We start from the raw sequence: 26,681 nt of genomic DNA on the forward strand, positions 1-26,681 counted from the left end.
CATCGAACATGTTCAAGGAGGGGAGAGAGTCAACCGTGCTGCCGAAAACCATGCTGCTGGAACGATTGGTGGAAAGCGGTGTGATCGCCGTGATCCGCCGGATTCCCGAGGACAGGATCGAACAGGTGGCGGACAGTCTGGTGCGGGGAGGCGTTACGGCGCTTGAGATTACGGTGGATTCGGAGAGCGCGTACGCGTCCATCGCCGCGCTCAGCCGCCGCTATCAGGGGCGTGCGATAGTCGGAGCGGGAACGGTGATCGACAGCGAATCCGCCGTGATGGCGATCAAAAGCGGAGCGGACTTCATCTTCAGTCCCAGCCTGCATCAAGACGTGATTCGTGCCGCCTTGCGCTATGGAAAGATCGCCGTTCCGGGCGTGATGACGCCGACCGAGATGATCACCGCCGTGGAGTGGGGGGCCGATTTGGTCAAGGTATTCCCCGCGGCCGCGCTCGGCGTACCGTATCTGAAAGACGTCAAAGCGCCGTTTCCGCACATCCCGATTATTCCCACCGGGGGAATTGACGAGCACAATGCCGCCGCGTTTATCGAAGCGGGAGCCGTAGCGGTCGGCATTGGCGGAAAGCTGCTGGATCGCCGGGCGATTGCCGCCGGTGACTTTGCCGTCGTGGAACAATCGGCCCGAACGATTGTGGAAGCCGTTCGCCGCGCCCGTGTTGATTGCGGAACAACCAAGTAAAGAGTCTCGTTCATAGGTCCCGTTTCTATGGTAATATATCTCCAGCATCATTCCGTAATCACATGGGTAAAGGGTGGATACAATGCCGATCATTCAAGCTGTGGAACGTGCGCTGAAGATACTCGACCTCTTTGACGAACAGGAAACCGAACTGAAAATCACTGAGATCAGCGAGCGTATGCAGTTGCACAAGAGCACGGTTCATTCCCTGTTAAAGACGCTGCAGGCACACGGCTACATTGACCAAAACCCGGAAAACGGCAAATATCGGCTGGGGATGAAGCTGTTTGAACGAGGAAATTTTGTCATCCATGGTCTGGATATTCGGAAAATAGCGAAAAGACATCTCGTCGACTTGTCCCTGAAAACCGGGCAAACGACTCATCTTGTCATCCTGGACGACAAAGAGGGCGTGTATATCGACAAGGTGGAAGGCCCCATGGCGACGATTTTGTACTCGCGCATCGGCAGGAGAATTCCCGTACACTCCAGCGCGGTCGGCAAGGTGCTGGTCGCCTTCTTGTCGGAGGAAGAGCTGCAAAACATCCTGGACGGCTATCAGTACGTGGCGCAGACGCCAAATACGATTACGAATGAACAGGCCTTTCGGCAGGAACTGGAGAAGGTGCGGCAGGCTGGTTACGCCGTCGACAATCAGGAAAACGAGCCGGGAGTTCGCTGCATTGCCGTTCCCATCCGCAATCACAAGGGGCATGTGGTGGCTGCCGTCAGCATCTCCACGCTGGTCTCCCGCGTAGACGATCAAACGCTGATGGAATTTCTCGGCATGCTGAAACCGGCCGCAGAGGAAATGTCGCAGCAGATGGGGTACGGCATTGCCTCACGTCATCCATGACAGGGGAGTGCACCCTCGGGTGTCGGCTTCTTTTAAAACTCGGTTTTATCATACAAAACAAATGGAGGGTACCATATGCGGATTATTCGATTCTTGTTGGGGGACTCTGTTCCTGCGCTTGCAGCCGTTCCCGATGATTCCCGGGTGTATGTGCTGCCGCAGCGTGATTTTCTCGACCTGGTCAGGGAGGCGGATCAGCGCGGGACCACCCCGCTTGCCGTGGTTCAGGAAGCGATCGTCGGCTCGCAGCCGATTCCGCAGCGAATGGAAGAACTGCCGCTCTTGGCACCGTTGGAAGCGCCGGAAGTCTGGGCGTGCGGAGTGACGTACGAGAGAAGCAGGGATGCGAGAAACTACGAGGCGACTGGCGGAAAGCTGGACGTCACGACGTTTTACGACAAAGTGTACGAGGCGGAGCGGCCGGAGATCTTCTTTAAATCGACCGCGGCCCGCACGGTCGGCCCCAATCGGGAATTGTACCTGCGCAGCGATTCCAACTGGCAGATACCGGAGCCGGAACTTGGCCTGGTCCTCGCCAGTGACGGCAGAATCCTCGGATATACGGTGGGCAACGACATGAGCTGCCGCGACATCGAGGGAGAAAACCCGCTCTATCTGCCCCAGGCGAAAATGTGGCGAGGCTCCTGCTCGATCGGCCCGGCGATACGCCTGGCAGAAACGGTGGAAGACCCGTACGCCTTCCAGATCACCTGCCGCATCAGCCGAAACGGAACCACGGTGGTGGAAGGAACGGCAAGTACCGGGCAGTTGAAGCGAAGGTTCGACGATCTGGTCGCGTATCTGCTGCGGGACAACCAGATTTTTGACGGCACCGTGCTCTTGACCGGCACATGCATCGTCCCGCCGGATGAGTTCACGCTGGCGGACGGGGATCGCATCGAGATTGAGATATCCGGGATCGGCGTATTGGCCAATCCCGTAAAAAGCCAGGCGGCGAAGAGCGTTACCGTGTGAGAAGCGGGAGAGGATCGGCGCCGTGTCACCGGAGCCCCTTCGGACACCGAGAAGCGGACGCCACACTCCCAGACCCGCAGGAGCGACCGCAGCCGTCTGCGGCCTCACGATGGGGAGCGCCTTGAGAGCGGTTCGTACAGACAAAGTAGAAAGAAGGAGCGAAGATACGATTGACATGCATCTTCGCCCCTTCTTTCTTGTATTAGCGCTTGGGAAGGTGTAACTGCCACGAAACACCGAATTTATCTTCTACCCACCCGAACTTTTCGCTGACGGGAGAAGGGGCTAACGGCATTAATACTTTGCCGTCTTGCGATAATTTCTCGAATAGTCGATCAATTTCTTCTGCTGACTCACAGGTGACAAACAGGGACATGGCAGGAGTAAAGGCATGATGAACCCCGGTTTGATTATCGATGCACATGAACGGTTGGCCTTTTAACGTGAAGGAAGCATGCAGCACTTTTCCGTCTTCATGATGTACCACATTCGTGATCTCTGACTGGTCAAATAACGAGGTGTAAAAATTCATGGCCTCTTCAGCCTTGCCCGAGAACATGAAAAACGTCGTGATTTTTTGAGTGGAATGTACCACTGATTATCTGCTCCTTTTATGTACAGGTACAAACAGCACGATAACGAAACGTGTGTTCTCATTGAATTATCGATGAGCGGAAACAAATTGTCAACGGTTGCAAATTCACCGGTCTGTTCAAAAGTATTCACAAAAAACTGTTACCATAAACCCTGCAACAGGCAAACATGGAAAGAACCCGACTGCTTTGAAGCGAGTCGGGTTCCTTTTTCTTTACCGATTGACTTTGTTCCACTTGACCTCGAGCTGCACACCAGCGTCAGCCAACAGATTAAAAACGGGGCACCTGCGCTCTACCTCTTTTTGAAGTTCATGCACCCGTTCTTCCCTTTCGTCCGTTTGGATGTTCACGTGGAAGCGAACCTTTTGAAAATGGGGAGATACCCCTTCTTCACCCAGCAACCCCCGAATGTCAATAATCCCCGATGTTTCAAAGTCGATGGCTGAAAACGAGAAGTTCAGTTCGTTCGCGACAAGGGGAATCATTACGCCGTTGCATCCATTCAGTGCGGCTGCGACAAACTCCAAGGGATTGGGCCCTGCGTCTGTTCCGCCTAATTCGACGGGCTCATCCGTCTGGAAAGAGGGAAAATTCCGTACGAAATTCGTCGTCTTTACGCCCGATTCCCATTTGCCTGACGCAGAAACCTTCAACAATGTCGAAGACTGTGCCATGATCTCACCCCTCAAAACAAAGTAATTTTATAGGGATTATATACTTTGGGTGTGGGAATGTAAAGGATTTCCTGTTGTTCTGGTGGCGAAGCAGAACATTGCTGCTTGATTTTTTTGAATTTTATATTTACAAGTCCGTCAAGTGTCCATTATAATCTGAATCAAGAAAGAGGAAAACGATTACTCACATAGCGTACTCGATCAAACAAATCTTTTATTTACCATTGAGCAAACGATTTAACTAGTGGGGTACCGACCGATGAAAAAAATTACGATCAAGGAGATTGCCAAGATAACCGGTGTTTCCAGTGCAACTGTCTCGCGGGTGCTGAACGACAACGGACGGTTCTCTGAAGAGACTCGCAAGAAGGTACTGGACGCCATCGAAAAGTTTGAATACCGCCCCAATGTCGTGGCGAAAAGTTTGCGCACAAGCAGGTCCAAAACGATCGGGGTTATCGTACCTGACATCACCAACGAATTTTTCGCACATATCGTGCTGGCCATAGAAAATTTGTGTGTTCCACGTGGATATTCCGTTTTTATCTGCAATACGAGTGAGAGCGAAGAGAAAGAGAAAATGTACATCAAGGATTTGGAGGCAAAAGGAGTAGACGGATTGATTTGTCTATCCGGCATCATGGATGTACCCGCCGATGTAACCAGACAGCAAATACCGGTCGTCTGCATTGACCGCAAGCCCAACAACCAGCATGTCATCATGGTCGAATCCGACAATGTAACGGGCGGATATCTGGCGACGGAAGAACTGATCAAAAAAGGCTGCCAAAAGATTGTGATGCTGAGGGATGAGCGGGGAGTCTCGCCAATGCAGAACCGATACGTGGGTTATCAACAAGCATTGGCCGATTACGGTCTGCCGCTGGATAAAAACCTGGTCATAAACGTCCAGGTAGACGTGTTCAGCGCCAAACGGGCCATTACGGAACTGATTCAAGCCGGTGTGGCATTTGACGGAGTTTTTGCCGGTACAGACTGGTTGGCGTTTGGAGCGTTGATGGCACTAAAGGAACATCACGTACAAGTGCCTGAACAGGTAAAAATCGTAGGGTTTGACAATATTACAGTCTCTCAGTTCAGCTCGCCGGCGATCACGACGATCCATCAGGACAAGGCGAAGATGGGAGAGACGGCAGCGAAAGTACTGCTGGATATCATTGATAACGGCTTGGATCACGTAAAAACCCGCAACATAACCCTGCCCATTGAACTCATTCGTCGGGAGACGACAGGGTAACTTCTTTTTGTAAAAAGAGTAATCGATTACTCAACTCATTAAAGGAGGTGAGGTTCTTTTTTTCATGTTGAGTAATCGATTACTCAATTATACTTACAACACTATACCGGGGGGAAGATGATCATGAAAAGGTTTTCGCTTTGGTTTTGTCTCATTGCCCTTGTGGCAACCGTATTGACCGGCTGCGGCAGCAGTCCGTCGTCTACCGACAGTTCGTCCAGCTCAACAGGAGGCACTTCTTCAAATGCGGAGAATTCGTCCTCATCCAAAAGTCCGAAAGTTGCTGTTGTTTTGAAAACGCTTTCGAATCCATTTTGGGTCAGCATGAAAGAAGGCATCGAAGCTGAAGCGCAAAAGCAGGGGGTTACCGTTGACATTTTTGCCGCTTCCGCCGAGGACGATCTGCAGGGACAGCTTAAATTGTTTGAAGATTTACTCAATAAAGACTACCAGGGGATTGCCGTGGCTCCGCTTTCACCGGTCAACCTGATTCCGGCGATCGTCGAAGCCAACAAAAAGGGTATCTATGTGGTGAATATCGACGAGAAGATCGACATGAACGAATTGAAGAACGCAGGGGGGTACGTCTACGCCTTTGTCACCACTGACAATGAAAAGGTGGGAGCCAAAGGAGCAAAGGCGATTATCGAGAAACTGGGAGCAGCCGGGGGAGAGGTCGCCATCGTGGAAGGAAAAGCAGGCAATGCCTCCGGTGAAGCACGCAAAACCGGTGCGGAAAAAGCGTTTACCTCCAATCCGGCGATCAAACTGGTGGCCAGTCAACCCGCCGATTGGGATCGCAGCAAAGCACTGGACGTCACGACCAACCTGCTGCAGCGCTTCCCGAACTTGAAAGCGATTTACTGTGCCAACGACACTATGGCGCTGGGGGCGCTGCAGGCCGTAGAAAATGCGGGGAAAGGCGGTCAGGTGCTCGTCGTCGGGACAGACGGCACACCCGAGGCGGTTCAATCTGTCAAGGATGGGAAACTGTTCGCCACGGTGGCCCAGGATCCCGCTCAAATTGGCGCGACCAGTCTGCAAAAGCTGCTGGAAGCCGTAAAGCAAAATGTTCAGTTGACGAAAGAGAGCGAGCCGGTGTTTGTCGCAGTTGACTCCAATTTGATCACAAAATAAGGCGCAGCATTCCTCAAGCGGTCAGGGCGTGCCGCTTGGGGAATGCCTCACCGGAGTAGGGGGAACGAAAGTGGACATTCTGGTTGACATGCGGAACATCAGCAAGGAGTTTGCGGGCGTCAAGGCACTGGATCAGATTTCCTTTCAGTTGCGAGCAGGAGAAGTTCATGTGCTGCTCGGTGAAAACGGTGCAGGCAAGTCAACGTTGATGAAAATCCTCAGCGGGGTGTACGCGCCGAGCGCGGGCACGATTCAACTGGGAGACAAAACGTATACGCATCTCACGCCAAAGGAATCGGCGGAGAACAAAATCAGCATCATCTATCAGGAACTAAGTCTGATCGAAGAACTGTCCATCATGGAAAACCTGTTTGTCGGCAAGCTTCCCAGTCGAAAACGCTTTGGGTTCTCCGTGGTTGATTACCGGTTCATGGAAGAGAAGGCCCGCGCTCTTCTGAAGAAAGTGGGCTTACAGCGTGAGCCGTCTGAACTGGTGGAGCATTTGTCGATATCGGAAAAGCAGTTGGTGGAGATCGCCAAGGCTCTGGCGGCTGACGCGAAGATCATCATCATGGATGAACCCACTTCGTCGCTCACCATGGAGGAGACCAACAATCTCTTTGCGATTATTCGTCAGCTCAAGGCCGAAGGGGCAGGGATCGTCTACATTTCGCACAAGATGAAAGAGCTGAAGGAAATCGGGGATCGGATCACGGTGCTCAAAGATGGCAAGTATGTGGGCACACGCAATATTCAAGAAGTGACGACAGACGAACTGGTCACCATGATGGTGGGGCGTGAATTGAAAGACAAATATCTGGGCGGTCACCGGGTATCATCCGATTCCGCCGACGTTCTGCTCAAAGTGGAGCATTTGACCCGGGCCGATCGAAAGGTACGGGATGTGAGTTTCGAACTGTACCGTGGCGAAATTCTCGGCTTCGCCGGTTTGATGGGATCGGGTCGAACCGAACTGATGACAGCACTGTTTGGCGCGGACAAAATCGAATCGGGATGTATCGTCCTTTTTGGTGAAGAGGTAAAAATCGACAGCCCGTATCAGGCGATCAAACTGGGCATTGGCCTGGTTACCGAAAACAGGAGGGAGACAGGGTTTATCAATACGTTCGAGATCTGGAAGAACATCTCCATGGCCAAGTTGATCAAGGAATCGCGGCTGGGCGGGCTGTGGGGTCTGGTCTCGCAGCAGGAAGAAAAACGGCTGGCTCGGGAAAAACAGGCGGAACTGCTCATCAAATGTGCCTCCGTGGAGCAAAACATCGTGGAGCTTTCGGGCGGCAACCAGCAAAAAGTAATCATCGGCAAGTGGCTGTTGGCCGATGCCCGGCTGCTGATTTTTGACGAGCCGACCAAAGGGATTGACGTTGGCGCAAAGAGCGAAATCTACAAAATCATGCGCAGGCTGGCCGAGAGCGGGAAAGGGGTTATCATGGTCTCTTCGGAACTTCCCGAGCTGCTGGCCGTTTGTGACCGGATCATTGTCTTCAAGGATGGCGGCATCAAGACCATCCTCTCTAGTGAAGAGGCAACGGAAGAAACCATCATGCTGGCGGCAACATCATAGGGCGAGGGGTATCGAATATGAGAAACTTTCACGTCATGTGGAGCAAGTACGGCACATTTGGCATTTTGATCCTGTTGGTTCTGGTGCTGGGACTGCTGTCCCCAGAGTATTTCCTGACAGCCAACAACCTGACGCAGGTCATGCTCCAGAGCGCCATTACGATTCTGGTCGGCTGCGGCGAATTTTTCACTATTCTGATTGCTGGCATCGATCTCTCCGTCGGATCGATGATGGCGCTGACCGGGATGGTGACGGCCAAACTGATGCTGGCCGGGATGCCGATTGCACTGGCCATTTTACTGGGCGGCGTAATCGTGGGGGCCTTGTTGGGGGCGATTAACGGTTTTCTTGTGAACAAGACTGGTCTGCATCCGTTTATTGTTACGCTGGGGACGCTCTCCGTCTACCGGGGCATTACGCTGATCATCTCCGACGCGCGGCCCGTCTTTGGCCTGCCGCAGGAGTTTAAAGAGGGAATCGCGGGATGGATTTGGAAAATTCCGATCCCAGTCATCATTGCTATTGGCATCGCCCTGCTGCTCACCTTTGTGACAGACAAAACCAAGATGGGTCGAAACATCTATGCACTCGGCGGGAACAGCCAGGCGGCCTGGTTTTCCGGGATCAACATCCAACTGCACACCTTGATGGTGTTTGTCATCTCCGGGATCTGTTCCGGCATCGCCGGCGTGGTAATGACCGCCCGTCTGGGAGCCGCCGAACCGTTGGCGGGCAACGGATTTGAAACGATTGCCATCGCCTCGGCCATTATCGGAGGTACCAGCTTCTTCGGCGGCAAGGGGAAAATCTTCGGTGTCGTGATGGGGGGGCTGATCATCGGGGTGATCAGCAACGGATTAAACATCTTAAACGTTCCGACGTACTATCAGCAGATCGTCATGGGCTCGCTGATCATCTTGGCGGTATTTGTTGACAAACTGTTCAGCTTGAAAAAATTCAGCATGAAGGGATAAGGAGGTTGTTTGGATGGGTTTCAAGTTTTCACCATCCTTAATGTGCATGAATCTGCTGGATATTCAGCACCAGATAGAGGTGATGAACCGGCGAGCCGATTTGGTCCACATCGACATCATGGACGGTCATTATGTGAAAAATTTGACGCTATCTCCGTTTTTCATTGAACAGTTAAAAGAATCGCTGCACGTGCCAATGGACGTCCACCTGATGGTGGAGAATCCGACCGATTTTATTGAGAGGGTGAAAGAAGCGGGGGCCAGCATCATCAGTCCTCATGCGGAGACGATCAACACGGACGCGTTTCGGATCATCGACAAGGTCAAAAGCCTTGGCTGCCAGATGGGTATCGTGCTGAACCCGGCTACGCCGATCGCGTATATCCAGCACTACATTCATCTGGTTGATAAAATTACGATCATGACCGTTGATCCAGGCTACGCCGGTCAAAAGTTCATCCCGGAAATGCTGGAGAAAATCCGGCAGGCCAAGCGGTTGAAGGAAGAGAGAGGATACCGCTATCTGATCGAAGTGGACGGTTCGTGCAACGTCGGTACATTTAAACGGTTGGCGGAGGCAGGAGCGGAGGTGTTTATCGTCGGTTCGTCCGGCCTGTTTAACCTGCACCCGGATCTCGAAGTGGCATGGGACATGATGATGGACAATTTTCAGCGTGAAGTGGGGGAGACCACCGCATGAACCAGGTTCAACTACCATTTTCTACCGTAATTACCGCCGAAGAGCTGAAGGGATTCACCCACTATGAAGAGCGAAAATTGTCGGACATGAAAGGCTATTTTGCCGATGAAGAGGCCCGAGCGGCGATGGAGCAGTCGGCTGACCAGGTGGTCTACCAGGTGTACCGGGTGGAGGTTCCGCCCGAGGAAGGGGAACTGCTGCACTGCCTGACAGTGATTCAGCCGGGACAGGTGGCGGGCGAGTGCTTCATGACCAAAGGTCACTACCACCTGAATGAAAAATGTGCGGAGATTTACGTGGGAGTAAAGGGGAAGGGCGTACTGCTCATGCAGAAGGGGCAGGAAGTCCGCACCATTGAGATGCGGGAGAATACGGCTGCGTATATCCCGGCAGGCTGGGGGCATCGCACGATCAATGTCTCCGCGGACCAACCGTTCGTGTTCTTCTCCGTGTGGCCTGGTCATTCCGGATACGATTATCAACGAGCGGTGGAGGAGCCGTTCGTCAAACGGGTCTATTTGCGTCCTGATGGATATGAGGTCAAGTAATGGGTTCGCTGGAGGAAACGATGGCATGGAACAATAGGCAGTATGTGCTGGGAATCGATATTGGAGGGACACACATCCGTTTGGGGATGGTGACGCCTGATCAGGAGCTTCATCACTTTGTTGTGGAGGAAACGCAAACGCTTTATGGGCGCGCCGGGCGATCTCCGCTGGAGCGGTTGATCGAACTGGTTCGCGCGTACACGGCGAGGGTGGATGGGAAGCTGTTGGCGGTCTCCATGGGCTTTCCCTCGATGGTAAGCAAGGATAAACAAGTGGTGTATTCTTCGCCCAATCTGAGCGCGTTTGACAATGTGAACGTGGTGGCGCCATTTGAGCGAGAATTGGGAGTCCCCGTTTTTATCGACAACGACGTCAATTTTTTGCTGCTGTACGAAATCGTGCAGCGACGTCTGTTCAACGCCGGTGTGGTTCTCGGATTTTATATCGGCACAGGATTTGGAAATGCCATTTTCGTCGAGGATCGGTTTTTGAGTGGAAAGCACGGTGCGGCCGCAGAACTGGGCCACATCCCGGTTTGGAACCGGACGGAGACCTGCGGATGCGGGAACCGTGGATGCATCGAACTGTACGCCTCGGGTAAACGACTGCAGGAATTGCGTGCGCAACACTTTCCCGACGATGAAATACAGGAAGTGTTTGTCAAACACCGCAATACAGTCGTCATCCAGGAATTTTTGCATGCCCTCGCCATTCCGATTGCAACCGAGATCAACATCCTCGATCCGGATCACGTCATTATCGGCGGAGGGGTAGTACTGATGGAACAGTTTCCCCGAGCCGACCTGGAGCGGTACGTTTTGCAGCATACGCGGCGACCGTATCCTGCTAACGGGTTATCTTTTACCTACGCGGAAATGAATCAGAAGGCTGGCGTGCTGGGAGCGGCCTATCACGCATATCGGCAATTGCAAAACCACAGGAAGGAACAAATGGGATCAAGACCGCTGTCATGAGGCAGCGGTCTTTCAGCGAGGTTGACACAGAGAAAACGGAGTCGGTTGGAACTCTCCCTTCGAAGAGGTTGTGTGGTCGGGGATGAAAATGATCCGACATATTGGATCTTCCACAATCTACTTGTTGATGGATACTCTCATTTTTATTACCGTATAACTAATAATTTTTCATAACCTTTGGTTTTCCCCCTCGCCTGGCGTTGGGGGATTTTTTCTCTCAAGCTCTCAAGGGAGGGGACTTTGTGCCGGAGAAGGAAACCCTGTATTCCTGCGAGAAGATATGGGAGAAACACTTCATGGAAAAATCAGGAAAGAGGAGGAGGCAACTTGGAAATTTTTATATGGATCATACTGGCTGCGCTTAACTATGCCATCCTGTACTGGGTTGTGAAAAGCGCGACTTCCACCTTGGTCTGAACGGGGGCGAAAACGCAGTTCCGCTTCCCGGTTTCCCCAATCAATGATACAATATACATAAGAATTATATGCTTGATTATTCTATGGGTGGAAACGGGGATACATCCACCACGGTGTTAGGTGCCTGTCCGAGACGAATCGCTGCGTGGAGGGTAAATCTCCTTCCTCACGATTTTCGTTTTCTTCGCTGACTTTCCACGATGTACTGGTCGAGTTCCTGGCTGACCTGCACCACCGCGCCATCCGTCAGCACTCCTTTTTGTTTGACAAGCTCGCAGAGCCGCTTTTGAAGGGTTGCAATGATTTGTGAAAGCTCTTCGTCGCTTACTCGCTTACGTGCCGTCATTCATCATCGCCCCCCAGATTTTCACTCTTTCTTGAAAAATACCATACGGTTGCGTGAAAACGACGAAAGCTGCTTCTGTGCAACAGCATGACAAACGACTGTCCTTTCCCGGCGAGTCCTGTCGATCCTTGTCTTGTGTTCTCGTTGATCGCGTTACCGTCACTGGCCGTTACACAAACGCAGTTGCAGCGAACCAATGGCTTTTTGTCGAGAAATGTACAACCATTCAAAAAAATAAAGAGAGGTGCTATAGACAGGAGAAGGAAAAAGAAGGAAAAAAGTGAATAAGAGGAGGGTGGGTGCCATGGGAGGGAATGGGAGCGCACTTCTATACACGACCATCGGTGAACTCATAAGGAAATACAGGGGACAAGCCAGCCTAAGCATCACACAACTGGCAAATGTTTCGGGCATTCATAAGACCGTCATCTCCAAGATCGAAAACGGCGATACCAAACGCCCTGAATGGAAGACGCTCAAAGCCATTGCCAGTGTACTGAAAATCCCTCCTCAACAAATCGTGGAGCTCTACGTGGACCTGGAACAGCGGCCGGACGCGTTGTTGGAATTGCTGCTGGAAGGGATTAAACTGGCTGACATGCGGATGGTTTCACGTGTCGCGTTAACGTTTCTCGAATCCCCGCGCGAGGAAACCTATACCTTGTTGGAACGACTGTACCACTTTGCCGGAACTGTCACGGATGCCGAAGTCAAGCTGACCCTGTACCATTTGATCGTGAAATACTCGCGGGAACGCGGGGTGCCGCCGTACATCGCAAAGGGCTTGCTGCAGACATATCTGATTGAACGGCTTGACTTGAAGCGCCTGGAAGAATCATTCCGAATGGGTGAGGAGATCATTCATTACGTTGACTTTTTAACGCAGGAAGAACAGATTCTCTTCTATTACAGAATGGCACTCCATGCCCACAACACCAAAAAATATCAGCAGTGTATCCAATTCTGTAAAGCGGGCCTTGCGTTGGAAACGGCTGACACTGAACTTACAGCCAGAGCGTATCTGGCGATGATCAACTCCTATTATTTCTTGGACAATTTCGATGCTGTGGAACGACATCTGGATCTGTTTGAAACGTTCGATTATGGCTTCGTTCCCGACGCAGCAAAAACAACGCGCGGCATCGTTAAAGCAAAAAAGAAAGATTTTAACGCAGCGATTCCGATCCTTAGAAACTGTCTGGACGAAGGGAGCCGGGACATCAAGATTCATGCGGCAAATGAACTGATGGAAGTCTTTTTCCAGACAGGGGAGATGGACTCCATTGCGGAACTGTTGAAAAGAGAGGAGGAGATCCTGCCCACGAATTTGCAAACGCCCTATAAACATGTATCGATTGGAAGGTATTATCAACAGAAAGCGAAATTTCAAACGAGCATCGGTCTCGTTGATGAAGGAATGAAAAGTTACGCGATCAGTTTACAAGCATACGGAACGGTCAACGCTCTGGAAGAAATCATGACATGTTTGAATGATATTTTATCCTTTTTTTCCAAATCAATAAATTTGGAATATATAGAAATGATCCAAAAAGTGTATAATGAAATCGTCAGTAAATGTAAAAAACAGGAGGTGTTAGGGTGAAAAAGACAATCGCAATGATGCTGCTCTCGTTGGCCTTTCTTGCAGCGGTGAGTGTTCTCCCGGCAAATGGAAGTATCGCGGCAGCGGAAGTACAACCGAATGTAGTCGATCCGGGGCATTAACCGAAACAGGGCAGCGGAGATTCCGCCTTCAGATGGGAGAAGAAGCTCTCCATTGAGGCGTTGGCAGGACATTTGCCTCGACGGGACATGCTGTTACGGGGGCCAACCTTCAGCGGAATGTCATGGGAAGCTTGGGACGTGTACGGGCAAGCCTGGTCGCTGTAAACGATCAGTCCAGACACGTCCTTATGCGTTTCTAACGCTTTCGGAACGCCTCTCGGACACAAGCATTACCGCTGGACAAGCTCACAATGAGGGAGAATGGACCAAACTCAACCGGCAAAAACGGAGCCGCTCATACGGCTCCGTTGACATGTACGGGCAAACGGCGCTGCCTGGCACTGGAGCCCACGCTCGGGCTCGGGTTCGATCCGGTTTCGTTGCATCGCCAATCACCGCTCCCGGGCAGCCCGCCTGCCGCCTTCCGGGCCTGCAGACGCCGCCGGCTGCCGCAAGGGGAACCGTCGATACTTCCTCCCGCGCGGCTTCCAACGCCTCCGCACCGCAGCCTGCAGCAAACCGTCCGCCGGAGCATCGCAAGCTCACAGGTCGGGCTGCCTACACTTTTCTGCTGTCTGTTACCCTTGTGCCTTTGTCCTGCTGAAACGCTTCCTTGTACTCGACGAGGCCGATATCGCAGCCGGGGCCGATCGTCACGTTGTTTCCGCGCACAACGCTGGCCTTCGTATACTCCAGATAGATGTCGTCGCCCTCGATCGTGCCGGCGGTAAGCGAACCGCCGGACGAGAAGAACAGCGACTTGAACATCGCGCCAAAACCAGACCCGAACCCTCTGCGGACGTGGATCAGGTCGCCGCCGATTTCCTGCGCCTTGCATTCGCCGTACAGGCGGACGTCGATCGTGCCCGCGTTCAACAGCCCGCCGACGGTAAAGCCGCCGCTGGCCAGAAAAGCTTCCGCCTGGCAGTCGCCTTTTGCCTTGAGCATCCCTTTGATTTCGAGCTCGTCGCCGCTGAGGCTGCCGTCTACGGTCAGCGCCCCGCGAATCAGGACCTCCTGCAAGTCGGCGTTTCCGTGAATGTCCAGATTCCCGAGAACTTTTGCCTTCGCCGCCCGCATGTTTCCGGAAACGATGGCATCCCCGGTGATCCTCGCCGCTGCTGCGGTCAGGCTGCCAAAGAACTCGCACCTCCCCATGCAGGTGAACGTGCGGCAGTCCACATCGCCGTCCACTCTTCCTTCCCCGCGCACTTTTACGTCGTTGTAAACCCCGCCGGTCGCGCTCACCGTACCGGAGATGGTCAAGTCCGATCTGAAATCGCTTGGTTCCATTTGCACTCCTCCTTGACACGGCATGGGCCGTGCTGTCATGCATGCCAGTGGTTGAGGGCAGGTCCCCCTTCGACGATTACACCTTTTGGTGACGGGCGACCTTGGCCGCGGGAGACTGCTCGTATTCGTTACGGTACTCGACCAGCTCGATGTCGCAGCCCGGACCGAGCCGCACGTTGTTTCCGCGAACCACGCCGGCTTGCGTGTATTCCAGGTAGATGTCGTCTCCCTCGATGCTGTCCGCGCTCAGTTTGGACACAAACGGGGGAAACAGAAACGCCAGAAACTTGGCGATGTCGCGCGTCTCCTTGCGAACGGAGATCGTTTTGCCGCCCATTTCCCGGATGCGGCTCTGCCCGTACAGCCTGACATCGATCGTTTCAGCGTTGACCAGTCCGTCGATGCGGATGCCGCCCTTGATGGTGAGGGTTTCCACCTCGCAGTTTCCGGTAATGTTCGGCATGCCGACGAACTCCACGTTCTCCCCGGCGATGTCCCCGCGGACGGTCGCCTTGCCGTTGATGACGATGTGCTCCGCCTTGAGGAATCCGGCGATGGTGGCCATCCCGTTCACCTCGATGCTGTCGTCCGCCGTTACGCTGCCGTTGATGTCTGTCTTGCCGTTGCAGAGAAACCTGACGCATGACAGATCGCCGTTTACCTTGCTCATGCCGTCGATCCTGACATTGTTGAAAACGCCGCCCGACGCGGTTCCCATCCCGCTGATCAGCAGGTTGTGCCGCTTTTCCCTGTCCATGAGGCGTTCCTCCCTTACGATAGTTTCCATTTCAACGCTTCGATAACGTCGGCGATACTGACCCGTTCCACGATTTTGGCGCTCTCCTCGAAGTAGACGTCGCTCGGGCTTGAGACGAGCAGAAAAGCGGACACGCCCATTTTGCGCACGAAGATCAGGTCGCAGTTTTTGCCTTCAAATTTGCCGTAGTGCTGGATCAGCGTGCCGAGCAGGGTTTTTCCCTCGTCGAGGCTGATGACGCCCTTTTGGAGCAGCTTTTCCAGGATAAAGACAGCCAGGATGTGCGCAAAGGGAAATACCGGCGTATCCCCGAACTGTTCCGTGAAAACGTCCAGTGCCATTTTTGAAACAATGTTACGTTTCAGTAATTCCTGTTTGCCCAAGGAAACGTCCGTGGGAGCGGGAGAAAACATGTCGGCCAGTTCGTCGAGCGACAAATCGTCCTTCATGTTTTTGATCTTGTCGATCCGCGCGAGAATCAGCTCGCGGGGAAAAAACGTCTCCTGTCCGGTGAAAGTGGATTTCCGGATGAACCACTCTTCGGGAATGAGCTTTTTCCGCTTCCAGCGGTACAATTGGCCGTATGAGATGCCTGTCAGTTCCAGCAGTTCTTTCTTGGAGATCAAATCCTGTTCCAAAGCTGGCCCCCCTTTCGCAAAAACAGTGTAACATAACAATGTTACACTGTAAAGGTGTGCGCAGCCAATTTGTAAACATGGGCGGAAAACCCGTTTGGCCGCGGGAAAGGAGGTAATAACTGCGGTTGAGGGGAGGCGGTGGGGAGCCCAAGCCCCCACACTGTTAGTTGCGGGGGCAGCTATTTTTCCATGATTGTGTCAGCTTGGAAAAATATTCGATGGTGAATGAATGAAACAGTTGGGCAGCTTTTGACAGGTAACGGTTCTTTACACGCGCCAAACCGATAGTACGCTGACAGGTGGGCTCCACAATCCGGAGGCGTTTGATCTTGCCGCTGGTAGCAGATCCCAACGTCAGGGCCGGCGTGAAAGCGACGCCAAGACCTTCCTTTACCAACTCTCGCAAGAACGTCTGTTCGTCTCCTTCAAAAGCGATGTGGGGAGTAAATCCGGCCTGGCGACAGAACTCATCCGTAAGATCTCGAAACCCGTACCTTGGATTCATGCTGATGAAAGGTTCATGCGCAACTTCCTTGAGATGAATCTCATCACGACTCGCCAAGGGGTGTTCCGTCGAGACAATCAAAAAGATTTCTTCTGTAAACAACGGTTCCCATTCAATGTCGGGGCTTTGGATCGGAGTGGAGGAGATGCAGAAGTCAACCTCCCCCTGTTCGAGCTGGTGTTTCATGGAGACAGTGGAGCCCAAGAATTGTTGAAAGCGTACATTGGGATATTGGGTAAGAAAGGAGCCCAACAAATTCGGAAGAACACTCGTGATGGACACCGCCAGGCTAATGACTCCGCGATCAAGACCGGAAAGATTGATCAGTTCGCGTTTTCCGGTTTCCAGCTCCATGAGAGCGCGTTCTACACGATGAAGAAACACTTTACCGAATTGGTTTAATCGTATCTGACGACCTTGGCGATCAAACAGGGGAACCCCCAGATCTTCTTCCAACCGTGCAATCGTTTTACTAAGAGAGGGCTGACCAATATTGAGCTCCTCGGCAGCCTTTGTCATATGCTGCAGTCGAGCAACGGTTTGAAAATACTGTAATTGAAGCAGCTCCATGGAAATTGCCGCCTTTCCTTGTTCTTTATATTGATCAAAAGGAATGTTTTTATTCTTAATTATATATTGTACACCATTAAATGTTGAGACTATGATTATCTATGCGCATGTATCAAAGATCGACGTACGAAAACGATTAGGTAAGATGGTGATTTCCGTGAACAAGAAAGTCTGGTTCATCAGCGCTGGACTGATCGCAGCCATTGGGTTGGGTTTTGTATTTGTCTTTCAACCCGCTCAAACGAAGAAAGCCCCCGATTACGCTTTCAGCAGGATCGTGGAACAGGAGGAGTACAATCTCAGCTTTAAAATTGGCGGACGTGTGGCCAGCATGAATGTGGAAGAAGGCCAATACGTGAAAAAAGGAACGGTGATCGGGACCCTGGAAAAAGGGGAGTGGCAGGCCAAGGTGGATGACGCCAAGGCCGCGGTGGCATTGGCGATGGCAAACGTTAACAAAGCCGCTGCCAGTGTAGGCGTGATCAATCAAACGACGCAGGCAAAGGTAGAGCAGGCAAAAGCTTCTCTGCAGCAGGCAAAAGACAAGTTTGCCCTGCTTTCAAATGGTCCGCGCAAGGAAGAGATTGCCCAATTGGAGGCAAAGCTGGAAGCGGCCCAGGTGGCTTACGATCATGCCCTGGATACGAAGAACAAAATGGATCGTCTCTTTCAATCAGGAGCCATTTCGCAGGAACAGAAAAATCAGGCGGATGTCGCGTTTGAAAATGCGAAAGCAAATCTCACCGCGGCGCAGAAATCCCTGGACATGGCCAAACAAGGCGCAAGACAAGAAGAGTTGGCGGCTGCCAGAGATCAAGTGGAACTGGTGGAAGGTACCCTCCAAGAGGCACTCAGCGGAAAAGGGCAGGTAAAAATATCTGCAAACGACGTGAAGGTGGCCCAAGGGCAGTTGGAGCGGGCAAAGGCAAGTCTTGAAGAAGCGCAGATCTATCTGTCGTATACCGAACTGCGCGCTCCGATTAGCGGGATTGTGATCCACAAACATGTCAAAACAGGGGAAATGGTGAGTCAAGGGTTTACAGCGGTCACCTTGGCCGACCCCACTGACAAATGGGTGAAATTTTATGTTCCGGAGACGAAAGTCAACAGCTTGAAGCTAAACCAAACCGTTCATCTGGATGTGCCTTCGCTGCATGCTCAAGTAACCGGACAGATTGAATCCATTAACCCTGCACCCCAATTTGCCGCCCAGAAAGCGACCAACTATCTGCAAGACCGTGATATTCGCTCCTTCGAAGTACGAGTGAAAGTAACGGAAGGAGCAGACAAAGTCTATGCGGGGATGACAGCGAACTGGAATGGGAGGTAAATCCATTGACGGTTTCAGATGCGATGCTGGATGAGTGGAAACTGATATGGCATCATAAATTCTTCAGTTTTGCCTTCATCATCCCGATCATCTTTACGTTCTATTTCGGATTCATCTATTCTCATGAAAAAATCGAACATGTTCCGATCCGATACCTGGATGAAGATCGCAGTCAAATCAGCCAACAAATCATTCAGGCGTTTGCGGCAAGCGAATCGTTTCAGGTAGTGGGAGCGGCCTATTCGGAGCAGGAACTGCTGGATGACGTTGCGTATGGAAGAGTGGGCATGGCGCTGATCATACCGCCGGATTTGTCTGAAACCATCAAAGAGGGGAAACAGGGAAAGTTTCTGGCGGTAGTGGATGCTTCCAACCTGTCGATTGCAAACGTAGCTCTCACGAACGCCAGCATTATCACCAAAACCTACTCCGTCGGAATCTCCATGAAGAGAGTGGAGGCCAAGGGATTGGCCGACAGCTCCGTGGAGAGTATCCGATACGGGTACCGGATATTATTCAATCCCGGCATGAGTTTTCTGTATTTTGTACCGCTGGGCGTTCTTGGCGTATTGCTTCAGAATGCCGCTCTCACTGCAATCGCACTTTGGATTGTTCGGGAGAAAACGATTGGCAGATGGAAAAGCTACTTTCGCTATTGGCGAACGCCTTGGAAGGTATTTTTCGCGCGATCCTTCCCGTACTTCCTGATCATCATGCTCGCGGTGGTCTGCACAACCGGCATCTTGAAAAATGTCTTTCACATCCCTTTTCTCAGAGATGTTTCGCTGTTATTTCTGCTGTCCGCCGCGTTTATCGCAAGTGTGATGGGCGTGGCTTCGCTTGTCGCGCTGTTCATCGACAAGCTGGCAAGAGTGCTGCAGATGGTGATGCTCACCGCGCTGCCTTCCTTCGTCCTGTCGGGATACCCATTCCCGCAATTGTTCATGCCGGATTGGGTGGCCGCCTTATCAAAACTGCTTCCTGTCTCGCACTTTCTGCATGGTTTGACCGAGATTGCGATAAAAGGGAACGGCTGGGATCAAATCGCTGCTGACATGGCCTCGCTGGCAGCGATATTCCTGGTGACCGCCCTTGCATCCATGACCATCTTCTCCATCCAGGGTCGAAAACAGGTGATGGGACAGACGGCTTCGGAGAGTGGCACATGATGAATGTTTCGACGATGGTAACAGAAGAGTGGAAATCTCTTTTGCAGGACAAACGATTGCTTGCAATCCTGCTGTTGGTTCCATTGGTCTGCGCCATTCTCTTCGGCTCGATTTATTACCACGGGAAGATACGTTCCGTCCCGACCGTTTATATTGATGAAGACGCCACCCAATTAAGCCGGCAAATTGTTCAGGCGTTTGATGCCAGCGAGTCCTTTGAAATCGTAGGAGCAGCGGCATCAGAAGAAGAGTTGATGCAGGATGTACAGGAGGGGAAGGCGTACGTCGGCTTGATCATCCCGTCGGGGTTGTCTGAAAAGATCAAGCAGGGATCACAAGCGGAATTCATGACCGTCATCGACGGCAGCAACATGACGGTTGTCAGCAGTGTGCTGAAGAGTGCCAATGAAATCGCCCAGACCTATTCAGCCGGAATCTCCATGAAACGATTGGAAGCCAATGGTGTTCCCACTGACTATGTATCGAGTATGGAAATGGGGTATCGCATGCTGTTTAACCCGGGAGGAAGCTTTGGCATCTATCTCCCGCTGGGGTACATGGGGGCGATCAACCAACAAGTGATCTTATTGGGAATGGCCCTGTGTGTCGCCCGAGAAATCGAGAGAAAGAGATGGGAAGAATTTTTGATTCATTGGAAGGCTCCGTGGAAAGTGTTTTTCGCCAAGGCGCTTCCCTACTTCATCATCGGTAATGTCGTCATTTATATGACGCTGGGAATCTTGACGAATGTTTTTCACGTGCCGTTTATGGGACAGTTGGGGCCGCTGTTCACGCTGATCGCCCTGTTCGTGTTCTGTCTCATGACGATCGGGTTTCTCCTCTCCATATCGGCGCACAATACGATTGATGCATCGAAGAAAACCTTTCAGGTAACCGGTCCGTCATTTATTGTGGCCGGCTATGTATGGCCGTTTATGGCGATGCCCGGCATTTTCTCCTATATCGGACACCTCCTGCCGCTCACGTATTTTTTACACGGTCTGACGGAGGTGATGATCAAGGGGAACGGTTGGGAACAAATTTGGGGAGATGTACGCGCCCTGCTCATCATTTCGTTTTGTGTATGTACCGCAGGGATGCTGCGTCTAACGTTGCAAGGCAAGAAACATCTGAAACAAAAAGAAGGCGCCCTCGAATCATAGGGGGCATGCGATGCGACAATGCCACATCACACACCAAGGGACAGCGGTGAAACGCTGTCCCTTTTTTGCTGTGCCGCTCCCTTTGTGGTTCATCACCTAAAAAAATCACAAATAATCCTAAAATCGCTCGGCTACACATGCCTATCGAATATTCGTAAAATTGTACATGAAAACGCTTACTGGAATCGGGGGGTTGCTGTGAGATACCTGAAAAAAATCGGTCTGTTGATTGATTCCATCTTTGAAAACGCTGCCCTATTGGCTCTGCTCTCCTTGGTGGTAATCGTGACCATGCAAGTGTTCACCAGAAAGCTGTTCAATTTCGTCTTTTTCTGGTCGGAAGAAGTCACGCTGCTGCTGCTTGGATGGTTGGCGTTTATGGGGATTGCATTGGGGTTTCGGGAAAACATCCACATGGGAATTGACTCCTTCACCAGCCATCTTCCCACAGCGGTGAACAAGGTCCTGGACAAGGTGATCAGTCTCAGCATTTTTGCTTTTGGGCTGTACCTTGTCATTCAGGGATGGGATTTCACCGTGTTGATGGCGGAATCAACGCTGCCGGCGACCAAATTGCCCAGCAGTGCAGGCTATCTGGTCATGCCCGTCACCGGCATCATGATCTGCGGCTATTCTCTTTTGCAGTTATGCAATATTTCCACAACGCGTCATCAGGATTTGGAGGAGGGAAAATGAGTTGGACAGCAACACGATTGCCATCATCATTCTCGTAGCTAGCTTCGTGCTACTGGTTCTGCTGCGCTTCCCCATCGCATTGACGCTGGTGGCATCATCCTTGTTTACCATCCTCTATCTGGACATCCCGCTCCCGGTCATCGGGCAGCAAATGGTGCAGGGCATGAATTCCTTTTCCCTGTTGGCAATTCCTTTCTTCATCCTCACGGGACAAATCATGAGTGAAGGAGGACTGGCCCTGCGTCTGGTCAATCTGGCCCATCTGTTTGTGGGACGAATCCGCGGCGGTCTTGCGATGGTAAACAGTGTAGCCTGCATGTTTTTCGGCAACATATCCGGTTCGGCGGTAGCGGACGCGTCCTCCGTCGGCTCGGTGATGATCCCCATGATGAAAAAGAAAGGGTATGACGCAGATTTTGCCGTCGGCGTGACCATCTCTTCCGCGATCCAAGGGGTGGTCGTTCCCCCCAGTCATAATCTGGTGCTGTATTCGCTGGCGGCAGGGGGGATTTCCATCGCCAGCCTGTTTATGGCAGGTGTCATTCCCGGGCTGATCCTGCTGGTATCCCTGCTGCTGACGGGGTACTTGATCGCCAGAAAGCGGGGCTATGAGAAAGGGGATCCCGTGCCGCGCAGCGAGGTGCCCGGCATCCTGCTGCACGGGTTTCTGTCACTGACCCCGGCCGTTATCATTCTTGGCGGCATTATCTCGGGGTGGTTTACCGCGACGGAATCAGGGGCGCTGGCGTGCCTGTACTCCTTTATCCTGGCGTTTCTGATCTACAGGGAAGTTCCCCTTTCCCGAATGTGGCCCATTCTGAAGCGGACGCTGCGGACGGTGGCGATGGTGTTCTTCCTCATCTCCGCCTCAGCCGCCTTTGGCTGGGTGCTCGCCTATCTGCAAATCCCCGGGATGGTTACAGACCTCTTCCTGGGCATTTCGGACAATCCGCTGGTCATTTTGTTCATCATCAACGTGCTGCTGCTGCTTCTCGGCGCTCCGATGGATATGGCGCCCATGATCCTGATCATGACGCCGATTCTCCTTCCGGTTGTCACCCAATTCGGAATGGATCCGGTCCACTTTGGCATCATCCTGATCCTGAATGCCGGCATCGGGCTGCTCACGCCGCCGGTGGGAACCGTCTTGTTCGTCGGATGCGCGATTGGAAAAGTGAGCATCCAGGAAGGAACAAAGGCCATGCTGCCGTTCTTTTACGCCATGCTGGTCGTGCTGCTGATCATCACCTATTTCCCCGGATTGGTGATGTGGCTGCCGAAGCTGGTCGTGGGGTAAAGCTTGCATAAGAAAAGTAAAACGATTCTATCACGCGAGGTGTTTACAATGAAAACGAAAAGACCACTCATGGGGGCGATTGCCGTCCTGCTGCTGGCCGGTGCGGCATTGACCGGCTGTGGAAAGGGGGAAACAGCCCAATCCAACAGCGATGGGAAATCGAAAGGAGCCACGTATACATTCCGCTTGGCAGACACTCATCCGCCCGATTATCCAACCGTCATTGGCGACAAAAAGTTTGCGGAATTGGTAAACGAACGCACGAACGGCCGAATCAAGATTGAAGTGTTCCCATCGGGTCAATTGGGGGAAGAAAAGGCCGTGCTGGAACAGATTCAACTGGGCGCCATTGATTTTACCCGGACAAACGCGAACCCTCTCGCCGAATTTAACAAGGAATTCTCCGTGCTGGGACTCCCTTATATTTTCGAGAGCGATGAGCATCTGTGGAGGTTCCTGGAAAGCGAAACGGGGGAGCGGATGTTGAACAACCTGGAGAAATCCAGAATGAAGGGGCTGGCCTACTACAGTTCCGGTGCCCGCAGCTTCTACTCCCGCAACCCCTTGACGAGCATCGACGATCTGAAGGGGATGAAAATCCGCGTGCAGCAGAGCAAATTGAATATCGACCTGGTATCCGCACTGGGGGCAAGCGCCACGCCAATGCCGTACAGCGAAGTTTTCAGCGGACTGCAAACCGGTGTGATTGACGGCGCTGAAAACAACTTCCCGAGCTACTACTCGTCCAACCACTACCAGGCAGCCAAACATATCCTGTTGGACAAACATCAGCGCACGCCTGAAGTTCTCTTGGTCAGCAAGGCAACCTGGGATAAGCTGTCCCCGGAAGACCAACAGATCATCAAGCAAGCCGCTCTTGACTCCGTAAAAACGCAGCGGGAATCGTGGGAGAAATGGGAGAAAGAGTCCGAACAAAAAGTAAAGGAAGCAGGCGTCACCATTACCGAGGTGACAGATTTCAAGCCTTGGCAGGAAGCTGTGAAACCTGTGGTGGAAAAATACGGCGCTGAATTTAAAGACATCCTGCAAGCCATCGAGAAGGCGCGCTAAGCCTCGGCGCAAAACCCTGGAGGAACATTCCCGCGTTTCTCCAGGATTCCTTTGAAAACACGGGCTGGAAGGGTTATACCGGCGATCAATGAAATAGTATAACGGGGATCAACTTATGTAAGGCAGGTATAACCATGAAAGCACTCTGGGAAAACATCAAGACATTCGTGAACGTGTACATCCTGGTCAGAAACCGGCCGTTGATGATCAAACTCTTTGTTTTTTCCACGTTTTTGGTCATTTTTCCGATTTTGGTTGTGGCCGTCATCGCCTTTCATCAATCATCCGTCGAACTGGAGGAGGAAACGCGGCGGTTCAGCTTGCAGGTGATTGAACAGGTCGAAACCCATATCGAATATTACATGCGGGATTTTGAGATCACGAATCTCAAGATCGTCAATTCGCCAGAAATGATCCGTTTTCTCAAGATGAGAAATTTCAATGATCCGGCGGAATCCGGCCCGATTCGCCAATCGGTCAGGGCGCTTCTGAAAAACGCGGAGTTTTCGCGGGCCGACATTTCCAACATCACCGTCCTGCTGGACAACAATCAGGTGGTAGACACGTTGGGTTCCCGAAACTATTATCCGGCCGAAAAATTGCGCGAGGAGTACTGGTATTCCTCCGTTCCGCAAAACGGTCTTCCCCTGCTGGTGAGCCGGACGATCAAGCTGAAAGACAAGGAAGAGCCCGTCATTTCCATGGTCAGGCGGCTGTATAGTCCGGATACGTTACAGCCGGTAGGGATCCTTGTCATTGACATTAACTTTCGACGGATCGAAGAAATATCGGAAAAAGTATCGGTCAGCAAAAATGGATACTTCTTCATTCTGGATGCCAACGGCCACTATGTCTACCACCCGGACCCGATGAAACTGGGCAAACGAGTGGAGTACGAACAGCTTTTGCAGGCAGGTTCCCAAGAAAATGGAACCATCCTGTTGGACAATGACCGGGAGGAATTGTTCACCTATACCTTTTCTCCCAATCTGGGATGGCGATTTTTTACCTCTGTTCCGTACGACGACATCACCACGGGCATTATGCAAATCGGCAAGACACTCGCCTGGACGGTCGGGATCTCTCTCGTGCTGGCCTACGTCCTGGGATACCGATTTGCCACGAGTCTCGTCGGGCCGATTAAACGTCTGCAGAGATTCATGCAGGATGTGGAGGTCGGGAATCTTTCCGGCAGGGTCAGTGTGGAAACGAACGATGAAATCGGACAGCTCTCCGCCGGCTTCAACAACATGGTGGAAAAGCTGTCGAAATTGCTTGAGGAAGTGTACTTTGCCAGATTGCGGGAGACCGAAATGTCTCTTCGGCAAAAAGAGATGGAATTGAAGGTGCTGCAATCGCAGATCAATCCTCACTTTCTGTACAACTCGCTGGAAACGATGAGAGGGATGGCTCTGGAGAAGGACATGGAGGATCTGGCGACGATGGCCGCTTCCCTGGGGCAGCTGCTTCGCTACAACCTCAAAAACCATTCCCTTACCGTTACCTTGCGGGAGGAGCTCAAGTCCTGTGAAATGTACCTGCAAATCCAAAAGTATCGGTTTGAAGATCGATTTGAATACGCGTTTGACATTCCGGAGTGGGCGATGGATGTGCAGGTGCTGAAATTTTCGCTGCAGCCTCTCGTCGAGAATTGCTTTAAACACGGAGTGGGGACCAGCGCGGAAACCGTGAAGATTACCGTCTCCGTGGCCCGCGACACAGATTCGTCATTCGTGATACGGGTGAAGGATACAGGAGCCGGAATGTCGGACGAAACGCTGCAGTCGGTTCGCCGCAATCTGAATCGACAGGAAGCGGTGGACGGGGGGCCCAATATTGGAATTGTCAATGTGCACCGGAGAATCGTTCATTTGTTCGGCCCGGAGTTTGGTGTGGAGATTCAGAGTCAGCCGGGAATGGGAACGGAAGTAAGGATCAGGATTCCGATGACAGCAACGATGGAAGGAGGGGCACTATGAACAGCATCTTGTTGGTCGACGACGAACGATGGGTTCGGACTGCTCTTCGATACTCCATTACAAAATTATTTCCTTCGTTTCACATTGCCCATGAATGCGAAAACGGCCTGGAGGCACTGGATTGGATGAAGCACAATCAGGCGGATGTCATTTTGACGGACATCCGGATGCCTCTGATGGATGGCCTCGCGTTTATCAAACAACTGCGGGTGAGCGATTATCAAAACGACGTCATAGTGATCAGCGGCTATGATGATTTTCGTTTCGTGCAGGAGGCGCTTCGTTCAGGGGTAACGGATTATCTGTTGAAACCCGTGCAGGATGATGAGCTGAAACATTGCCTGAATCAATGGCTGGAAAAACGGAGCCGGTCCAAAAAAGAAGAAAAACCCAAAACGGACACCGCTGCCTTTCCGCCTTCCACCATTGAAAGGGTTCTGCAATATATCAAAGAGACGCCGCTGGGGGAAATAACGCTGGTAGAAACGGCCAAACGGCTGCATGTCAATCCCAGTTATCTCAGTCAATTGTTCAAACAGCACCTGAACAAAAACTTTGTCGATTACGTAACGGAACAGCGCATGGAAGAGGCAAAGAGACTGCTTTCGGCTACGTCCCTGCGGATGTCAGAGATTGCGGAGCGTGTGGGTTATTCCGATCTGTCCTATTTCAGCAGCGTCTTCAAGCGCATGACGGGACGTTCTCCCTCGGATTTTCGCAAGGCCAGCAGGTCGTCGTAACCATACA

27 protein-coding genes are annotated in these 26,681 nt (G+C 52.1%); 20 read left to right on the forward strand and 7 right to left on the reverse strand.

Annotated features, from left to right (window positions below; translation table 11 throughout):
• The first annotated feature begins 35 nt into the window (after positions 1-35).
• The 3 genes from M516_RS0109360 (at position 36) to M516_RS0109370 (ending at position 2,532) form a co-directional block, all read left to right on the forward strand.
• Positions 36-701: a bifunctional 4-hydroxy-2-oxoglutarate aldolase/2-dehydro-3-deoxy-phosphogluconate aldolase gene (locus M516_RS0109360; RefSeq protein WP_029098878.1), complete on the forward strand. Its 666-nt coding sequence runs from the start codon at positions 36-38 to the stop codon at positions 699-701.
• A gap of 82 nt (positions 702-783) precedes the next feature.
• A complete protein-coding gene (locus tag M516_RS0109365) occupies positions 784-1,557 on the forward strand; it encodes an IclR family transcriptional regulator (protein ID WP_029098879.1) in 774 nt (257 codons plus the stop codon).
• Positions 1,558-1,632: 75 nt separating this feature from the next.
• Positions 1,633-2,532, forward strand: a complete 900-nt coding sequence (locus M516_RS0109370; RefSeq protein WP_029098880.1) for a fumarylacetoacetate hydrolase family protein — start codon at positions 1,633-1,635, stop codon at positions 2,530-2,532.
• Between the two features lie 202 nt (positions 2,533-2,734).
• Here the strand turns inward: M516_RS0109370 and M516_RS0109375 are convergent, their stop codons facing one another.
• Positions 2,735-3,127, reverse strand: coding sequence for a VOC family protein (locus M516_RS0109375; RefSeq protein WP_029098881.1), 393 nt, complete (start codon positions 3,125-3,127; stop codon positions 2,735-2,737).
• Between the two features lie 213 nt (positions 3,128-3,340).
• Positions 3,341-3,802 (reverse strand): OsmC family protein, encoded by a 462-nt coding sequence (locus M516_RS0109380; protein WP_029098882.1) that lies wholly within the window; start codon positions 3,800-3,802, stop codon positions 3,341-3,343.
• A 259-nt stretch (positions 3,803-4,061) separates the two neighbouring features.
• Between M516_RS0109380 and M516_RS0109385 the strand changes: the two genes are divergently transcribed.
• The 7 genes from M516_RS0109385 (at position 4,062) to alsK (ending at position 10,978) form a co-directional block, all read left to right on the forward strand.
• Positions 4,062-5,060 (forward strand): LacI family DNA-binding transcriptional regulator, encoded by a 999-nt coding sequence (locus M516_RS0109385; protein ID WP_029098883.1) that lies wholly within the window; start codon positions 4,062-4,064, stop codon positions 5,058-5,060.
• Positions 5,061-5,183: 123 nt separating this feature from the next.
• Positions 5,184-6,197: a D-allose transporter substrate-binding protein gene (alsB, locus tag M516_RS0109390; protein ID WP_035289390.1), complete on the forward strand. Its 1,014-nt coding sequence runs from the start codon at positions 5,184-5,186 to the stop codon at positions 6,195-6,197.
• Positions 6,198-6,267: 70 nt separating this feature from the next.
• Positions 6,268-7,782 carry a sugar ABC transporter ATP-binding protein gene (locus tag M516_RS0109395; protein WP_029098885.1) on the forward strand — a complete coding sequence of 505 codons (1,515 nt, stop codon included), beginning with the start codon at positions 6,268-6,270 and terminating at the stop codon, positions 7,780-7,782.
• Between the two features lie 17 nt (positions 7,783-7,799).
• Positions 7,800-8,756 (forward strand): D-allose ABC transporter permease, encoded by a 957-nt coding sequence (gene alsC, locus M516_RS0109400; RefSeq protein ID WP_051188172.1) that lies wholly within the window; start codon positions 7,800-7,802, stop codon positions 8,754-8,756.
• Between the two features lie 13 nt (positions 8,757-8,769).
• Positions 8,770-9,456, forward strand: coding sequence for a D-allulose 6-phosphate 3-epimerase (gene alsE, locus M516_RS0109405; RefSeq protein ID WP_029098887.1), 687 nt, complete (start codon positions 8,770-8,772; stop codon positions 9,454-9,456).
• Positions 9,453-10,004 (forward strand): glucose-6-phosphate isomerase family protein, encoded by a 552-nt coding sequence (locus tag M516_RS0109410; RefSeq protein ID WP_029098888.1) that lies wholly within the window; start codon positions 9,453-9,455, stop codon positions 10,002-10,004. Before alsE ends, M516_RS0109410 begins: the two co-directional genes overlap by 4 nt.
• A gap of 20 nt (positions 10,005-10,024) precedes the next feature.
• Positions 10,025-10,978 carry an allose kinase gene (gene alsK, locus M516_RS23210; RefSeq protein ID WP_051188197.1) on the forward strand — a complete coding sequence of 318 codons (954 nt, stop codon included), beginning with the start codon at positions 10,025-10,027 and terminating at the stop codon, positions 10,976-10,978.
• A gap of 583 nt (positions 10,979-11,561) precedes the next feature.
• Here the strand turns inward: alsK and M516_RS23215 are convergent.
• Positions 11,562-11,741, reverse strand: a complete 180-nt coding sequence (locus tag M516_RS23215) for an aspartyl-phosphate phosphatase Spo0E family protein (RefSeq protein ID WP_035289391.1) — start codon at positions 11,739-11,741, stop codon at positions 11,562-11,564.
• A gap of 304 nt (positions 11,742-12,045) precedes the next feature.
• On the opposite strand from M516_RS23215, the gene M516_RS0109430 reads away from it, so the two are divergent.
• Together M516_RS0109430 and M516_RS26150 are read left to right on the forward strand one after the other, a co-directional pair.
• Positions 12,046-13,344: a helix-turn-helix domain-containing protein gene (locus tag M516_RS0109430; RefSeq protein WP_029098889.1), complete on the forward strand. Its 1,299-nt coding sequence runs from the start codon at positions 12,046-12,048 to the stop codon at positions 13,342-13,344.
• Complete coding sequence (locus M516_RS26150; protein WP_255309612.1) at positions 13,341-13,466, forward strand: hypothetical protein; 126 nt, start codon at positions 13,341-13,343, stop codon at positions 13,464-13,466. The genes M516_RS0109430 and M516_RS26150 overlap by 4 nt, the downstream gene beginning before the upstream one ends.
• Before the next feature lie 558 nt (positions 13,467-14,024).
• Here M516_RS26150 and M516_RS0109440 read toward each other — a convergent pair.
• The 4 genes from M516_RS0109440 to M516_RS0109455 all read right to left on the reverse strand — a co-directional run bounded on the left by M516_RS0109440 (position 14,025) and on the right by M516_RS0109455 (position 17,229).
• A complete protein-coding gene (locus M516_RS0109440) occupies positions 14,025-14,759 on the reverse strand; it encodes a polymer-forming cytoskeletal protein (protein WP_029098890.1) in 735 nt (244 codons plus the stop codon).
• 76 nt (positions 14,760-14,835) lie between these two features.
• On the reverse strand, positions 14,836-15,516 hold the full coding sequence (locus tag M516_RS0109445; RefSeq protein WP_029098891.1) for a polymer-forming cytoskeletal protein: 681 nt from the start codon (positions 15,514-15,516) through the stop codon (positions 14,836-14,838).
• Between the two features lie 14 nt (positions 15,517-15,530).
• Positions 15,531-16,154 carry a YhbD family protein gene (locus M516_RS0109450; protein ID WP_029098892.1) on the reverse strand — a complete coding sequence of 208 codons (624 nt, stop codon included), beginning with the start codon at positions 16,152-16,154 and terminating at the stop codon, positions 15,531-15,533.
• A 163-nt stretch (positions 16,155-16,317) separates the two neighbouring features.
• Entirely contained in the window at positions 16,318-17,229 is a 912-nt protein-coding gene (locus tag M516_RS0109455; protein WP_029098893.1) for a LysR substrate-binding domain-containing protein, read from the reverse strand.
• Between the two features lie 157 nt (positions 17,230-17,386).
• On the opposite strand from M516_RS0109455, the gene M516_RS0109460 reads away from it, so the two are divergent.
• The 8 genes from M516_RS0109460 (at position 17,387) to M516_RS0109495 (ending at position 26,674) form a co-directional block, all read left to right on the forward strand.
• Positions 17,387-18,559 (forward strand): HlyD family secretion protein, encoded by a 1,173-nt coding sequence (locus M516_RS0109460; protein WP_193746962.1) that lies wholly within the window; start codon positions 17,387-17,389, stop codon positions 18,557-18,559.
• A gap of 5 nt (positions 18,560-18,564) precedes the next feature.
• A complete protein-coding gene (locus M516_RS0109465) occupies positions 18,565-19,728 on the forward strand; it encodes an ABC transporter permease (protein WP_029098895.1) in 1,164 nt (387 codons plus the stop codon).
• Complete coding sequence (locus M516_RS23220) at positions 19,725-20,891, forward strand: ABC transporter permease (RefSeq protein WP_051188173.1); 1,167 nt, start codon at positions 19,725-19,727, stop codon at positions 20,889-20,891. Before M516_RS0109465 ends, M516_RS23220 begins: the two co-directional genes overlap by 4 nt.
• A gap of 198 nt (positions 20,892-21,089) precedes the next feature.
• Positions 21,090-21,587: a TRAP transporter small permease gene (locus M516_RS0109475; RefSeq protein WP_029098896.1), complete on the forward strand. Its 498-nt coding sequence runs from the start codon at positions 21,090-21,092 to the stop codon at positions 21,585-21,587.
• Position 21,588: 1 nt separating this feature from the next.
• Positions 21,589-22,884 (forward strand): TRAP transporter large permease, encoded by a 1,296-nt coding sequence (locus tag M516_RS0109480; protein ID WP_029098897.1) that lies wholly within the window; start codon positions 21,589-21,591, stop codon positions 22,882-22,884.
• 48 nt (positions 22,885-22,932) lie between these two features.
• Positions 22,933-23,955: a TRAP transporter substrate-binding protein gene (locus M516_RS0109485; protein ID WP_029098898.1), complete on the forward strand. Its 1,023-nt coding sequence runs from the start codon at positions 22,933-22,935 to the stop codon at positions 23,953-23,955.
• Between the two features lie 134 nt (positions 23,956-24,089).
• The gene (locus M516_RS23225) at positions 24,090-25,934 is read left to right on the forward strand and encodes a sensor histidine kinase (RefSeq protein ID WP_051188174.1); all 1,845 of its coding nucleotides are present in this window, start codon (positions 24,090-24,092) and stop codon (positions 25,932-25,934) included.
• Between the two features lie 8 nt (positions 25,935-25,942).
• A complete protein-coding gene (locus M516_RS0109495) occupies positions 25,943-26,674 on the forward strand; it encodes a response regulator transcription factor (protein ID WP_238550954.1) in 732 nt (243 codons plus the stop codon).
• Positions 26,675-26,681 lie beyond the last annotated feature (7 nt).

Source organism: Brevibacillus thermoruber 423, from assembly GCF_000454065.1.
In the GTDB taxonomy this organism is placed as follows: domain Bacteria; phylum Bacillota; class Bacilli; order Brevibacillales; family Brevibacillaceae; genus Brevibacillus; species Brevibacillus thermoruber.